Source organism: Ktedonobacter robiniae (genome assembly GCF_016587375.1).
Taxonomy (GTDB): domain Bacteria; phylum Chloroflexota; class Ktedonobacteria; order Ktedonobacterales; family Ktedonobacteraceae; genus Ktedonobacter; species Ktedonobacter robiniae.
Genome location: NZ_BNJG01000002.1, coordinates 2,137,550 through 2,151,063, shown reverse-complemented (window position 1 = coordinate 2,151,063; position 13,514 = coordinate 2,137,550). Strand labels below are relative to the sequence as shown.

Here is a 13,514-nt window from a genome sequence, read left to right as displayed (position 1 = left end):
TCGAACGCTGTTGGGCATGGGGAGAGCGCGCAGGCGCCGAGCTTGAGGCAGAGAAACTGGTCCCAATCGTGCCTGGATGTTAGGGAGTCGTCAGTATCTCACAGCTGACAGGTTCATTTAAATCGATCTGATAGTCGTAGAGCCAGCTCTCTTTTTCCGGGTGAAGAAAGAGCTTGAGGGCAAGCGGCATGACCAGATCTTGAAAACGACGCAGCAGTGGCCCTGCGACCTTGGCTTGCGTCCCTCTTCTGCCCATGCTGGCGACCCGCTCGACGCGGGGACGGCGGAGTTGTTCATATACACTAAAGGCTTGCTGCACATCAGATGTATCGCGCAGGCATCTGGCCAGCTCCAGACTATCTTCCAGTGCAAGGGAGGCACCCTGACCCGAACTGGTCGTGGTCCCGTGCACCGCGTCGCCAACTAACACCATGGTGTGGCGATGCCAGACCGGGACGTGTCGCAGAATGTGCAGGATAGTTGGCTGGAAGCCGTCCGAAGCTGCTGTCTGGCGGATCAGATCACAGGCCGGGAAGGTATCATCAGCGAAAAGGGAGAGCAACTGCTGTCTCCGATCCTCCCGTGAGATGGCGGCCAGTTCCTGCCGCTTGGGTTCCCTGGCCTGGGGCATATTGGTGAACCAGTAGATCTCTCCTGAAGGAGCAGGAATCCAGCCGAAGAAAGCGCGCCTGCCAAAAGCGAACAGGAAGGTCTCTGGAGGGGGCGGAATTGGCAGGGGCTGGGCTAGCCGGGCGAGCCCCCCCGTGCCAACCAGGCCGGTAAACTGGGGAGCCGGTGCCTGCGGGTCAATGAGGGTACGCACGCGGGAGTGAATGCCGTCAGCGCCGATGAGCAGGTCGGAGCGTTCTGTTGTTCCATCGGCAAACTGCACCGTGACTCCCTGTGGGGTGCTCTGAGCGTCCAGGAGCCGCTTACCGGTCTGAAAGGTGATCCCGCGCCGAATGGCTTCGTTACGCAGGGTAGCGGCCAGCTCTCCCCGTTCAATGGCCAGCCCGCCAGAATTGGCGCCCAACTCACCCAGACGCCTGCCCGATCCGCTGCGTAGCTCCATGTGCGCCACCCAAAAGCCACGCGCCAGAGCTGGCTCAAAGGCATCGAGGGTGCGCAACGCATTGACGCCGTTCCTGGCTACCACGAGAAATGAGCCGCGATAGCGAGTGAACTGATCCTCTGCTTCACAAACCGTCGCCTCAATCCCGACACGCTGGAGGGCCAGGGCTGTTGCTGGACCAGCCACGCCGCCTCCGACGATGAGCGCTTTCTTCTTCTTCTTGGATGTCATCATGTTCTTTCTCCTGGGTAGACTTTCAGGCAAGGATCTGGTACGCGAACTCGCCAGGTCATCCTGCCTTGTGATAGAATAGATTAGGTGAAACTAATATTTAGTTTTAGCTAGATATTAGCTTCACCTAAATATAACCGAGGAGAGTACCTATGTCAAGTCACCCGGAACATCGGGAGCGTCTAATTGAAGCAGTGACGCAGGCCAGCCGTGAAAGCAGTACGCTGGCGGTCTTTTTCCACACCAAGATGGCTGAGCAAGTTGGGCTCGGAGCCACCGAAGAAAAGACGCTTTCTCTGCTCGGAAAGCGTGGTCCCCTGACAGCCGGGGAAATTGCGGCCCACACCGGCCTGACCACCCCTTCCGTCACCGGCCTACTGGACCGGCTGGAGAGCAAAGGGATGGTGCGCCGGGTGCGAGATCCCCATGACCGGCGCCGGGTCATTGTAGAGCCCAACCAGGAACGGCTCGCCGAGCTGGATCGAATGTTTTATTCCGTGCAGGAGGCGTTTCACGAGATGCTGGACATCTACAGCGACGAGCAACTGGCGACCATCGCGAATTTTCTGACCCGATCGGCTCAGCGCACCCAGGAGTTCATGGCTTCGCAGTTGGGGAAACAAGAGGAGAGCTAAATGCGACTCCATTTTTTTGGCGCTGTTGGAAGACCATGCGGAACTCATTGGAGTGCTTTCACGATTACTCGACCGATGCTCTAGAGGAGCGCCGTCATATTGTGTTTGATCGCTATGTTGAACGCGTTCTTGCAAGGGGTTCGAGGAAGTATTCGGTAAAGCGAGTAATTGCTGGGTTATCATGGTTGGCGCGTCAGATGTGTGAGAAGAACCAGGCTGAGTTTTATGTTGAGCAGATCCAGCCCGATTGGATTGCAGAGGAGTATCGTATTCGGTATCGCAGTGCTGTTTCGCGCTGTGTCTTTGGCTTGCAGATCATAATATCCTATTTTTTTACTGCTTGTTTACGAGGTCCCAATGTGAGGACTCAGGGGTTCCCGTTTGTTGTCAGTAGTCGTGATATTCTGGGATGGATGTCGCTGGGTCTAGGTGGTATTTTTCAGGGAACAGCAAGCCTGGAGGCGATGTGGGCTGTTATCTCGGTACCTGTGGTTTTCCTGGTTTATCGGCAAAAATTGCCCCCGCAGCGGTTGTTTCGAGGTATTTGGCAAGCGTGCCGCTATGGGTTGGTGGCCTTTGTCCTCGTAGGTAGTGTTTCGGGGTTTCTCTTTCGCTTTGCTGCTCCAGCAGGTGGTGATGGTAACGGTGGCATCATTCAAGGGTTGGGCTTAGCGTTGCTAACCTCTTTTATTGTGTTTTTCTTGGTTCAGTTCTTTACTTTCATCCGTGGAGAAGGAGAAAGAGATGTGGTTCATGGAGAAGGGAAAGGGAGGAAGAGAGTTCGTCGTCCTTTTTTCCAGTCTTCGATGGTGAATAGATTTGTTGTTGGTGTACTCGCTGCCAGCGCTTTTGTGATCATGTACACGGCTCAGGGTGAGCATTTGGGGCAAGCTGTTGAGTATGGTATTGTTATGCTGTTGGCATCATGGTTAATGAGTTTTTGGGTCGTGCGAGTTCATGATGGCTTTGAGTTCTTTCATGGACCTGGAGGAGAAGAGGTTATTACACCCGTCGAGGTTGTGTCGTGGTCCTGGCCCGCTTTGCGATCAGGGGCATGGGAAAATGGGCGAAATGCGTTGGCTGTCGGCTCTTTTTATGCTCTTTGGGGGGTTATTTTCTTGGGGAGCATGAGTGCTCTTTTTCACGGATGGATGTACGGTCTGCGGTATGGTCTGGCATATGGGATCATCATTGGCGTGGTTAGTGGATTGGCAATTTTATTGACGGCAATGATCAAAGACCTCTGGTCAAGTGATGTTATGCCAGTGCATCAACATAACTATCCAAATGTTGGAATTGTGCTTTCAGCTCGCCATGGCTTACGAGCAGCTCTGCTTTTTGGACCTTGCGCTGGGATAGGCAGTGGAATTGCCTGCGCGCTTGCTTTTGGTTTAATCGGCCAACTTGCGTCGTGGCCCGTACTGAGTGCTGCGTTTACTGTTGTATTCACGCTCTACTTTGCATATGCTTTTTTCTTTGGCTTTGGTGGGAATGTTGTGGTGGAGCATTATATTCTCCGTTGGTATCTTTGGCGTTCCGGTGTTGTACCTCTCGCTATTGTCCAGTTCTTGGACTATACCACACATCTTATTTTATTACGTAAAATTGGTGGGGGATATATGTTTTATGTAGACACTTCCTAGTGTCGAAAGGTGCAGTCCTGATCAAAGGGAAGACCATTTTTTCAGGATTTCGGGAGCGCTGTTTTTTTCAGGCCAGATAACGACATAGTACTGATCCTCTCCCTCTAGTCCGTCCTCGCTCAACGTGTCTAATCCGCCATAGTAGACACGAACGCGGTAACTTCCAGGTGCCACTGAAAGCCGCTTGGCATCAGGAATGTAGTCCATACTCCCTGCAATCACGATCTGGCCAGAAGGAACGTCCAGGCTCGCCTCTGTAACATGATCCCATAAGTCGATATCACCATTTGGTCGAACATCGAAGAGATCGACTCGGAGAGGAACCCTCATGTTTCGTGCTGTCGCAATCCCAATGATTCCAGGATCTACTGCAATCATCTGAGTGGCTAATTGCTCTCCCCAATCATCAGGGGTATCCGTTTCTGTCTGCTCATCTTGTAGATAAAACTGGTGGTATTCGGCGAGCACGTTAAGTGTGAATGAGATGCGTGACTTCACGTTGAATTGAAACATGAGCAAGTCCTCTCATGGAGCAGTTTCTTTATCTTGTCTGTCATTGTAGTCAGTTGCCGCAGGTCCGTCAAGCGGTTCACCGAGATCAGTAAGCAACGGCTCTAGACGTTGAATCGCACATTGATGGCGCTCGATCTCGCGTTGCCACCCGTGCTGGATAGCATCCTCGACGAGCTCCTGTTCCATTCGACGACGTTGGCGTAGCCGGGGCGCATATTCTGGCGATGTCACGAATTTTGCGCAGGTGAGATACAGATCGCACTCGCAGGGACCTTCTTGGGGAAGACGCAGGCAGTGGCCCAGTTCCAACTCCGTTTTGAAAAAGTTGCTTGTCAACCAGCTTACTTCTTCTGCAGCCAGTTCACCCGATTTGACCCGTTGCGCACCAGGGCCTGCAATGATAGCACCTGGACCAAGGACGGCCTGATAGTCTTGCCGAACATCCTCATCCGTAATGCCAATGTACACTATCGACATGGTTGCACTCTCATGGCCCAAGATCTTCTGGATCGTGCGTAGCCGTGCGCCTTTCTTGGCGAGTTGTGTCCCCACCGTATGGCGGAAGCGGTGAGGGGTTACTGTTGCCTTGTTATCCCCAGTCAGCAGTCTGGCCTGGGTGCATACTGCTTGCAGAGGCGACTCAAACAGGTAGTGCAGAGAAATCAGCTTACCAAAGCGCATGAAAAGATAGCGTGTCTCAACTCCTGTTAGACGATCACGCAGCCCTCGTTCCTTCGGGCGAAGTGTCTGCACGAGACGAATGGCAGCAGCCGCTTCCTGATTGAGGGGGACCAAACGTTCTTGCCGGGTTTTGCCGGCAGGGATATGTAAACGGGGAGTGCCGTCAGGGTAACTCATATACTAATTGTTAGGAGAGAAGAGAGTAGGCAAACGCTCATCTCTTCTCGATGATGGAACCAACAGGAGAGCCTGAGTGGTAACATGCGGCCTGTTGATCCCAACGGTGACCGCCGTGAATAGACGGCTCCCTGTCCATCAGGATGGCAAACGACCATTGGGCTTGTTGCAGCGTCTCTTGCAGATGAGATGACTACCGATCCAGTGTGAGTTCTCGCTTCTCCTGAAAGGACAGGCTTCCTGTTGTGACCATGTGAGGAGAATCGGTTTGTATGCGAGAACCAACGCCATGAGAAAGGGGAAGGGCGATCATGTCCAAGAGCAACGTTACCCCGACGCCAGAACCAGCATCGCTTCGCTACGTGGTTGGCATCGACATTGGGAACCAAAGCTGCGCCATGTGCTGTTTGACCCCTGAGAAACGGCAGGTCTTCAAACCAACCACTTTTGCCAATACGCGAGCAGGCTTTGACGGGCTCTTTGAGAAACTTGCGAGCCTCAAGAGTGATCCCACCTCGATTCTCGTGGGATTGGAAGCGACCTCGCGATATGGAGAAAACCTTTCGCAGGCCCTGCTCAAGGCTGGATACCGGCTTTGTCTGTTGCATCCCGCTCAAGTCCATGCCTTTGCCCAGCAACGCGGCCTGCGTGCCAAAACGGATCAACTGGATGCAGGCACCATCGCACGCGTCTTGCTCAGTGGAGAAGCCCGCTTTGGCTACTTGCCCGATGACCAGGTTGGGACCTACCGCGAACTGCTTCGCTTGCAGCAACAACTGAGTGAGGATGGGGTCCGCTACAAAAACGAACTGCATGCGCTTCTGGTCGTGTTGTTCCCGGAATTTGTGCAGGTGTTTGCTGACCCAACACGTCACACTGCTCTGGCGGTCCTCAAGCGCTATCCCAGTGCTCAGGCCATTGTGGAAGCTGGAGTCGATGCGCTGGCTCGCCTTTTGCACGAGTTGGCTCCCCATCACTATGGCCGTTCGACTGCTCAAGCCCTTTTTGCCTTGGCTCAAACGTCGATTGCCAGCGGGGTGGCGATGATGGCGCGCTCGAAAAGTCTCTCGATTGTGTGTGATCAGCTGGAGCATACGCTCATCAATCTGGCTCAGCTGGAGCAGGAAATTGATCAGTTGCTGAGCAACGATCCCCAGGCAAAACGCTTGCTGGCTGTTGCCGAGTTTGGACCACTGACCGTTGCGGTGTTGCGAGCCGAATTGGGGGATGTGCAGCGCTTCAGCCGTATGGATCAAGTGGTAGCCTATGTCGGGTTGGATATCCAGGTCAAGCAGAGCGGGAAATGGAAAGGACAAAGCAAGCTCTCCAAACGAGGAAGTGGAAGAGTTCGTCGCTTGCTCTACCTGGCGGCCTTGCGCTCGCTGCATGAAAAATGCTCTCCCTTCAGGGACTACTATCAACGTCTGATAGGTCGTGGCGTGAGAAAAGGCACAGCTTTGGTTGCCGTGATGCGCAAAATGATCATCGTCGCTGTTCACCTGCTCAAAACTCAGGACTGTTACGATGCCAGTAAGGTTGGCCTTCAATGGGTGAGGTAGCCGCGCGGCTACCTCACCCATTGAAGGCACCCCCCGCCCTTCCCTCTGGGAATATGGGAGGAGAACCTGGAAGTTCTCCAGGTGCGAGGGGGAAGCTTTGTGTTTTTTCTCAAAACAGATCTTTTTGTGTCGGATGAGAAGAATGCCCCTCCCCAAAAAGGGGGCTTGACAAATGTTATGGCTTCTATCCAAACAATCGAAGGAGAGTCGTTGAATTTCTTCTCGCCTGGCCCCGCTCCAACGCGCAATGAGTAGTGCAGCCCGCTGATAGGGGCACTCCAGAGCTCGAATCGCGGACATGAGTCGGTCCAATTGGTCATCTGGAATATATCGCGGCACCCGCTGCGGGAGTCTGGGCAAATCTCCCTGATGCAACAGAGGAATCGCGGGAACATCTTTCCATCCCCAGGCAGCCATATCATGGAAGAATTGAGAGAGGTAGGAAAGCATCCCATACTTTGTCGTTGTCGCAAAAGGCTGCTTCGTTCTCTCGCCGATCATGTGGTTGAGGGCATCTGCATACTCTAGCACGCGCTCTCGTGTCACGTCTGCAAACGCTTCGAGTATTGGATGCGCTTGTCCAAGCCAGTGAGCGAAGTGGCGTAAGGTTCGGCGAACCTTTCTGATGGTATCAGGATGGCTCGCCTGACGCGTCACCAGGTAACGGTCAATCACAGTTTCCATACGTGGTTTCACGATCGTATGGGCAGAATATCCCTGGCCGCGACGGCGAGGCATGACGTGAATTTGTCCTCGATGATACAGCACATTCTGCAACATCTGCAATGAAAGGTAGTTTGTCCTTTTTCGCTTCTGGTAGCGTTCCTCTGAGCAAAAAAAGCGAGCGACATCTCGTCTGGTTCCGAAGTGATCCAGCGCTTGAACACACTCCGTCAGATCAGCCATGGTAATCTGCTCAACCTGGGTAATACCTTTGTGCAAAAAAATGCGGAAAATACTCCACAGGAGGGTTTGATGAGCCACTGCTGGTTCATATCCCAGAGCGACTGCTTCTTCAATCAGTGTTGAAGCATTTGAAGCGAAGAGAGGATGTTCAAGTATCTTGCCCAGATAGAGAGGCGAGATGGCAATGAGCCAATCCCAATCCAGTGGAGCATAGCCCCGCAAAGCCAGAAACTTTAGGTAGTGATGCACATGGACGAAGACGCTTGATGAGTGATGATTTCCCGTTTCTGCGTTGGCATGCCCAAGACTTTCAAATCGCTCAGCAAGCGGCATGAAAAACCAGGTACGCAGATCCGGAAAGCGTGCCACAAAGTGCTTTCGATGTTGACGGAGCTCATTTCTGTAGGTGGGACCAGTCGCGCCACTGTCCAAAAATTGTGTGTACTCCTCATCACTGGCATGATGGCATGAAGGAATGGGAGTTGTCCCGAGAACTGTTGGTTTGGTCATTGGTGCTCCTCCCCAAGGGCTCGGCGGTACTCCTCCACCATCTGAGGGTCGGACACAGCCGTGTAGAGACGTGTTGACTCAGGAGACGCGTGCCCGAGACGTTTCTGCAGCGTCAGTTCTCGCATACCCTGCTCCCACATACGCGTTGCGTGCGTATGGCGTAGCGCGTGCGGGGTGACCTAGGGCGTGCGGATACCAAGACGCTCGCAATGACGCTCGAAGAGCTTCACCAAAGCATGGTACCCCAAGGGTTCTGTGCGTCGTTTTCCCCGACTACCCACAAGAAAAACGTAGGGGCTCTCCGTATCTATCGGACGTTCGAACATGACGTAATCGCTCACGGCCTGGAGCGTCTCGGGCTGGAGAAGATCGACCACGCGCTCCATGCGGGATTTCGTCCTGGCGCGCTTGGGATGGTCGGTGCGATAGCGAATGATCACGCGCCTCCTTCCACACTGGAGATCCTCCAAGTGCAGCGAGAGGACTTCACCCGGTCGCAAGCCTCCATGGAGCATTAAGAGCAACATCGCCTTGTCGCGTCGGAGCTTGAGCGAATCCAGCAACTGGTCGATGGGATTGTCATCCATCGGGCGCGGCACCCGCCGCACGGTTTTAACCCGAACGGCTCGTCGGATAGGGCGTTGACGACTGGCATGCCCCATGAAAGGGCGATGCCGTTCAGAAACCCTGGCCAGAACTGGGTCAGCAACCTGTTGAATGGGGTTCTCTCGTTCGGAGAACTGGCCTGAAAGGATCAAATATTCGTAAAAGGAGGAAACGGTCGCGATGGCCCGGTTCACCGTTGCAGGCGATAGGCGAGTGGAGGAAAAGCCCTCGCTTGTTGTGGTCGAGAGTACCAGGCCCAGGCGTCGCACTTGGGTGCGGCTCGGGAGCGTACGTAGATATTCCAGGAATGCGATGGCGTGTGGTGGGTTGAACTCCTCGTAAGTCAGGTGTCGCTCCTTGAGAAAGGTCATGAAATGCAGCAAATCGTATGCGTAGGCCGAAAGCGTATTGGGTGAGAAGCCGCGGGCGCCCAGATGCCGCAGGAAGTCAGAAACCACGGGGACGGGGTGATCGTTCTCGTCGAGAAGTGTGTAGGAAATGTCGTTTTCGCTGCTCAGCTGGTTCCGTTGTACTCGCATAGATCACTTGCTCCTTCTAAGTGACACATCTGCTCTTTATATTGCACGAACAAATGCTCTGCTTGGCTACAAGTGTCTACATATTATGTTTTTTCATCGGTTGCTTCTCGACTATTTTGCAAGTGCTCATACCGATACACCTCTCTCTGAACATCTCTTATAAGCATTTTAAAGGCGGAATATAGAAAGCATGAAGCAGAAGACACACGCTATCGTCATCGGTGGTGGTATTGCAGGCCTTGTTGCTGCCCGCGTACTGACCAACCATTTCGATCACGTTACGATTCTGGAACGAGATCACTACCCGGAAACACCAGTGTTTCGTCCAGGCGTTCCCCAGGGCCGCCAGGTACATACGATGCTGCTCAAAGGGCAGCAACTCCTTGAGTCACTATTCCCTGGTATCCCAGCAAAACTCTATGCTCAAGGAGCAGTGGAACAACTGTATGGGCACAAAAGCCTGTACATTTACAAAGGGCGCCGGTGTCTACAAATTCCACCTCTGTTGCGGGGATGGAACTGTTCTCGCATACTACTGGAATGGCAGATCCGACACTATGTGCAAGCGCTCAGCCAGGTACATATTCTCGAGGGTGTAGAGGTTATACATCTTCTTCCTGGCCAGCAGCCCAACACCATACGTGGTGTTCAATTTCGCAAAAGAGGGCCTACCAAAGGCGATATTCACGAGCTTGAAGGCGCTTTGGTAGTGGATGCAAGCGGTGCTGCTTCGCGTGCAGTCCAATGGTTGGAAGAACTTGGATATGAGCCTCCACAAGAAACTATAGTAGATGCGCACATCGGCTATGCAACCCAGGTCTACGAGCCCCCGATAAACTTTCAAGCAGAGTGGACAGGCATTATTGCTATCCAGGCGAGAGACAATACACGCCGGGGCGGTATTCTGATGCGAGTGGAAGGCGAACGCTGGATGGTCGGGTTCTCAGGAACCCGAGAGGAGTATCCCTCAACCAACGAGGAGGAGTATCGCGCATTTGCCCAAAAGCTTCCAGATCCCATAATCTATGAGGCGATCAAAGATGCGAAGCCCCTCTCACCGATTTATGGTTATCGTCGGACAGAGAACCGTCTCCGCCATTTTGAGCGCCTGAAGCGTTTCCCTGGCAACCTCGTCATTATGGGAGATGCGGCGTGCACACTCAATCCTGTCTATGGGCAAGGCATGACGATCGCTGTACTCGAAGCACTCATCCTTGATACTTACCTCAAGCAATACAGGACAAAGAAGCGGCAGGAAGGCTTCTCCCGCGCCTTCCAGCGCCAGGTGGCTCGCACCATTCGGACACCATGGATATTGGCTTCATCCGGTGACGCACCAGCAAAGGCGAAACAAGGGCTTGCAGACCAGTATGTAGACCGCATTTTTGACTTGCTGACGAAAGACCAAAAGGATCTTTTGGTCTTTCTGGAGGTGCTGCACATGCTTCGCTCTCCATTTGCTCTTCTCCATCCAGGGATTGTTGCAAAAGTCTTGGCTGCACGAAAGTAGCGAGCGGATAATCCCAACTACTAATCGATATGATACTCGCCCACAGTAGTTGATGTCCTACACAAATGACGTCTACATGTTTCGGATACAGGTGGGTCTTCTAGTAGTTAGTCCAAATTGGAATTGACAGGGATGAGATACTGATGGAAAAATCAGGAGTTTGCGATGAAACATCCCATCCCTGTCGTGTTGACGGACTCAGATCGCGCTTCACTGCAAACGTTCATCCATGCAGGCAAAGCCAATGCAAGAACATTTACTCGAGCGCACGCCTTGCTCAAAGCGGCCGATGGCTGGACGGACCAGCAGATTTGCGAGACCTTCGGCATCAGCCGCAATACTTCCATAGTTTCACTCCACACCCAAACATGCAAGTTGGCTTCATATGGCGGAAATTGAGATTGGTATTTTTGCTCGTGTCTGTCTCTCGCATCGTGTGCAAACTATGCAGGAGTTACGTCAGCGCATCGCAGCCGTGCAGGTAGAGCGCAATGCTCAGCGTTGTACCATTTCCTGGCGGTTTACCTGCAATGATGCTCGTGACACGCTCCATGATCTCTATCCTGCCATCAATAACAAACTGGACTGACTACTAGTATAGCAGAACGAGAGTGCAAGCACATCGTTCGGAAGGACGGTACGCTTGCGCTCTCGTTCTGCTATACTCAGCGCTTGTTGAGATGCGACGAGATCATGCTGTTTCCTCTTGAGAGGTATCCACCTGACTGCCTCCAAACTGATCATGTAGATCAGCAGATGCTCTCATCTCAGTTCAGACTGATTGGTGAATCTACTCAAGTAGCACGAAACGCTCTATCTACGGAGTAAAGACATGCACAACATTGCACAAGATTTGTTGAATGCTCTACGAGCAACACATGAGATATTGGAGGCACTGCTGGATGGCTGCACGCAAGAGCAAGCTACTACGGCACGGGGTGGTGACGAGGGATGGTCGATCGTTGAGGTCATCTGTCACCTGCGAGACGCTGAAGAGCAAGCGCTCTCCCGTATGCGCCTCATGCGGGACAACGCTCACCGGGTGAGCGTTGCCTACGACCAGGACCTGTGGGCGAGAGAACGCAACTACGCTGAGGCTTCCTTGCGTGAGGCCCTGGCTGCCTTCAATCGCTTCCGCGCACAACATGTGACTGAACTGGCGCAGTTCTCACCACAGGAGTGGGAGCGCACTGGGCAGCACGAAGAACAGGGCACTATTACCATCAGCAGCCATACCCTGCATATGGTTTCTCATGACGCTCTTCACGCCGCACAGATTGCAAGACAACTAAAGAGTGCGATCCTGCCTTGACAGAAGGGAGAGCTTCATTTCAACTCAAACGAACTGCCGATTATATAGGATGATTTTCAGTTGTCAACTGCAATCTGATACGTGTTTTACAGGTGTAAATCCCAACAGTATTCTGGCGAAAATCCCATAATTATCCTGGTGAACAAGTTGTTCAGGGGAGCTTACCCAACCTGGGACAATTATTGGAAAAGCGGCCAGAATAGTGTTGGGATTTACACGAGTGCATTGCGTCACCGAAGTTCGCAGATGTAGGACATGGCTGGCTTGCCGTTGAGCGTTAGCTCATCGACGGCGACGAATCCGTTGTGTTCAAGCACCTTGCGCGAGGCCGGATTGTCCAGCGTGACTCTCGCGCGCAACCTAGTGAGTCCGTACTTTGTGACGGCGAGCTCACGCACCTTGCGCACCGCCGCTGTGGCCAGTCCCAACCCCGCGGCCTTCCGCGCGATCCGGTACCCCAGTTCCGCCGACCCATCTGCCACTTCAACCAGGTTCACCCGCCCCACCACCTCGCCGCGCTCGGTCACCAGCAAGTGGAGGTAATCCGCCCCAGCGGCCTGCCACTCGAGCAGTTGCGCAAGCCGCGTGTCGAACTCGGCGAAGAACTCGTCCCCCCGATCCGGTATCGACGCCGCGAAGTAGGCCCGATTCTCCCGCTCGAACGCAAGCAGGGCTGGCGCGTGATCGAGGCGGAGCAACTGAAGGTCTGGCATGAGGAGTTGGAGGCGTGGTGTCGATTCCAACCCGGTTCCCTTGTCTTCCTTCGATTCCGTGTGGGCGGGTTTCCCGCCCACGGCCTGCCTACCGATAAAGGAACATTCACCGACCTTTGGCGCGTCTCGTTCTTCCATGTGTTCCTCCCTTTGCCCAATGATGAATTGATATAATTGCCCGTTGAGTACTAGACATACTCTATCACCCTGTTGCAACTCTCTATGTAAATCCCAACAGTATTCGGCTCATAGCCAGATTTGAAACGCCATGCGTTGTTGGCGCACCACTCCTGATGAGGTTTTCATGTGTAAATACCAACATAACATACAACTGGCCTCCTTTTCCAGTAATTATCCTGGTGGGCAAGCTCCCCTGAACAACTTGTTCATCAGGACAATTATGGGATTTTCGCCAGAATAATCTTGGGATTTACAATCAACCGCAGAGACAAACCGAGTCTGGCGGCATTTTTCCTCAATTGCTTTCCTGCTTTTGCTGGCATTGCCCACTCTTAGTGATCAATTCTTGGATAAACGCAATTCGTTTTTTCTGCGCATTTACAAGAGCATTACGACCGGTTTTGTGCTGCTGCTGCATGTCTGCTAATTTCTTCTCATGAGTATCAAGTGCCTGGTGTAACTTTTCTAATGCTGAAGGTGTGGCCAGTCCTGCCAGTTTGTCTAACTCGGCGTTGCTTAATCCTTCAGGGTTGAAGATGAGCTTGATATCCGGCGTTTCAGGTGCAGGCACATGTTGCAAAACCATCTGACACTCTTTTGCTCCTTTCGCATCGCCTTTCACGATGCATGTTTCGAGTGGTGTCATTGGAACTTTCGACGAAACTGGCAGGGTATTTTGCCCTTCATGTAAGAGTTTGGCTTTCGTTCCTCCAATAAACATCCCGCA

Annotated in this window: 12 protein-coding genes and 1 pseudogene; 7 read left to right on the top strand and 6 right to left on the bottom strand. The window is 53.1% G+C overall.

What is annotated here, in order from left to right; all coding sequences use genetic code 11:
- Nucleotides 1-79 precede the first annotated feature (79 nt).
- Nucleotides 80-1,306 carry an FAD-dependent monooxygenase gene (locus JMJ04_RS30295; protein ID WP_201374090.1) on the bottom strand — a complete coding sequence of 409 codons (1,227 nt, stop codon included), beginning with the start codon at nucleotides 1,304-1,306 and terminating at the stop codon, nucleotides 80-82.
- A gap of 149 nt (nucleotides 1,307-1,455) precedes the next feature.
- Between JMJ04_RS30295 and JMJ04_RS30290 the strand changes: the two genes are divergently transcribed.
- Together JMJ04_RS30290 and JMJ04_RS30285 are read left to right on the top strand one after the other, a co-directional pair.
- A complete protein-coding gene (locus JMJ04_RS30290) occupies nucleotides 1,456-1,938 on the top strand; it encodes a MarR family winged helix-turn-helix transcriptional regulator (protein ID WP_201374089.1) in 483 nt (160 codons plus the stop codon).
- A 101-nt stretch (nucleotides 1,939-2,039) separates the two neighbouring features.
- Entirely contained in the window at nucleotides 2,040-3,581 is a 1,542-nt protein-coding gene (locus tag JMJ04_RS30285) for a hypothetical protein (protein WP_201374088.1), read from the top strand.
- Nucleotides 3,582-3,602: 21 nt separating this feature from the next.
- On the opposite strand, the gene JMJ04_RS30280 is transcribed toward JMJ04_RS30285, so the two are convergent.
- Complete coding sequence (locus JMJ04_RS30280; RefSeq protein WP_201374087.1) at nucleotides 3,603-4,094, bottom strand: hypothetical protein; 492 nt, start codon at nucleotides 4,092-4,094, stop codon at nucleotides 3,603-3,605.
- A 12-nt stretch (nucleotides 4,095-4,106) separates the two neighbouring features.
- Nucleotides 4,107-4,952: a tyrosine-type recombinase/integrase gene (locus JMJ04_RS30275; protein WP_201374086.1), complete on the bottom strand. Its 846-nt coding sequence runs from the start codon at nucleotides 4,950-4,952 to the stop codon at nucleotides 4,107-4,109.
- A gap of 311 nt (nucleotides 4,953-5,263) precedes the next feature.
- Between JMJ04_RS30275 and JMJ04_RS30270 the strand changes: the two genes are divergently transcribed.
- On the top strand, nucleotides 5,264-6,511 hold the full coding sequence (locus JMJ04_RS30270) for an IS110 family RNA-guided transposase (protein ID WP_201374085.1): 1,248 nt from the start codon (nucleotides 5,264-5,266) through the stop codon (nucleotides 6,509-6,511).
- A 1,412-nt stretch (nucleotides 6,512-7,923) separates the two neighbouring features.
- On the opposite strand, the pseudogene JMJ04_RS30260 reads toward JMJ04_RS30270, so the two are convergent.
- Nucleotides 7,924-9,072: pseudogene (locus JMJ04_RS30260) on the bottom strand (tyrosine-type recombinase/integrase).
- Between the two features lie 190 nt (nucleotides 9,073-9,262).
- Here JMJ04_RS30260 and JMJ04_RS30255 point away from each other — a divergent pair.
- The 4 genes from JMJ04_RS30255 to JMJ04_RS30240 all read left to right on the top strand — a co-directional run bounded on the left by JMJ04_RS30255 (nucleotide 9,263) and on the right by JMJ04_RS30240 (nucleotide 11,894).
- Nucleotides 9,263-10,582 (top strand): FAD-dependent oxidoreductase, encoded by a 1,320-nt coding sequence (locus JMJ04_RS30255; protein WP_201374082.1) that lies wholly within the window; start codon nucleotides 9,263-9,265, stop codon nucleotides 10,580-10,582.
- Between the two features lie 165 nt (nucleotides 10,583-10,747).
- A complete protein-coding gene (locus JMJ04_RS30250; protein ID WP_201374081.1) occupies nucleotides 10,748-10,981 on the top strand; it encodes a helix-turn-helix domain-containing protein in 234 nt (77 codons plus the stop codon).
- The gene (locus tag JMJ04_RS30245; RefSeq protein WP_201374080.1) at nucleotides 10,968-11,171 is read left to right on the top strand and encodes a hypothetical protein; all 204 of its coding nucleotides are present in this window, start codon (nucleotides 10,968-10,970) and stop codon (nucleotides 11,169-11,171) included. Before JMJ04_RS30250 ends, JMJ04_RS30245 begins: the two co-directional genes overlap by 14 nt.
- A 243-nt stretch (nucleotides 11,172-11,414) precedes the next feature.
- Complete coding sequence (locus JMJ04_RS30240; RefSeq protein WP_201374079.1) at nucleotides 11,415-11,894, top strand: DinB family protein; 480 nt, start codon at nucleotides 11,415-11,417, stop codon at nucleotides 11,892-11,894.
- A gap of 230 nt (nucleotides 11,895-12,124) precedes the next feature.
- Here JMJ04_RS30240 and JMJ04_RS30235 read toward each other — a convergent pair whose 3' ends face one another.
- Nucleotides 12,125-12,745 carry a GNAT family N-acetyltransferase gene (locus JMJ04_RS30235; protein WP_236038521.1) on the bottom strand — a complete coding sequence of 207 codons (621 nt, stop codon included), beginning with the start codon at nucleotides 12,743-12,745 and terminating at the stop codon, nucleotides 12,125-12,127.
- Nucleotides 12,746-13,082: 337 nt separating this feature from the next.
- Entirely contained in the window at nucleotides 13,083-13,508 is a 426-nt protein-coding gene (locus JMJ04_RS30230; protein ID WP_201374078.1) for a hypothetical protein, read from the bottom strand.
- Between the last annotated feature and the right edge of the window lie 6 nt (nucleotides 13,509-13,514).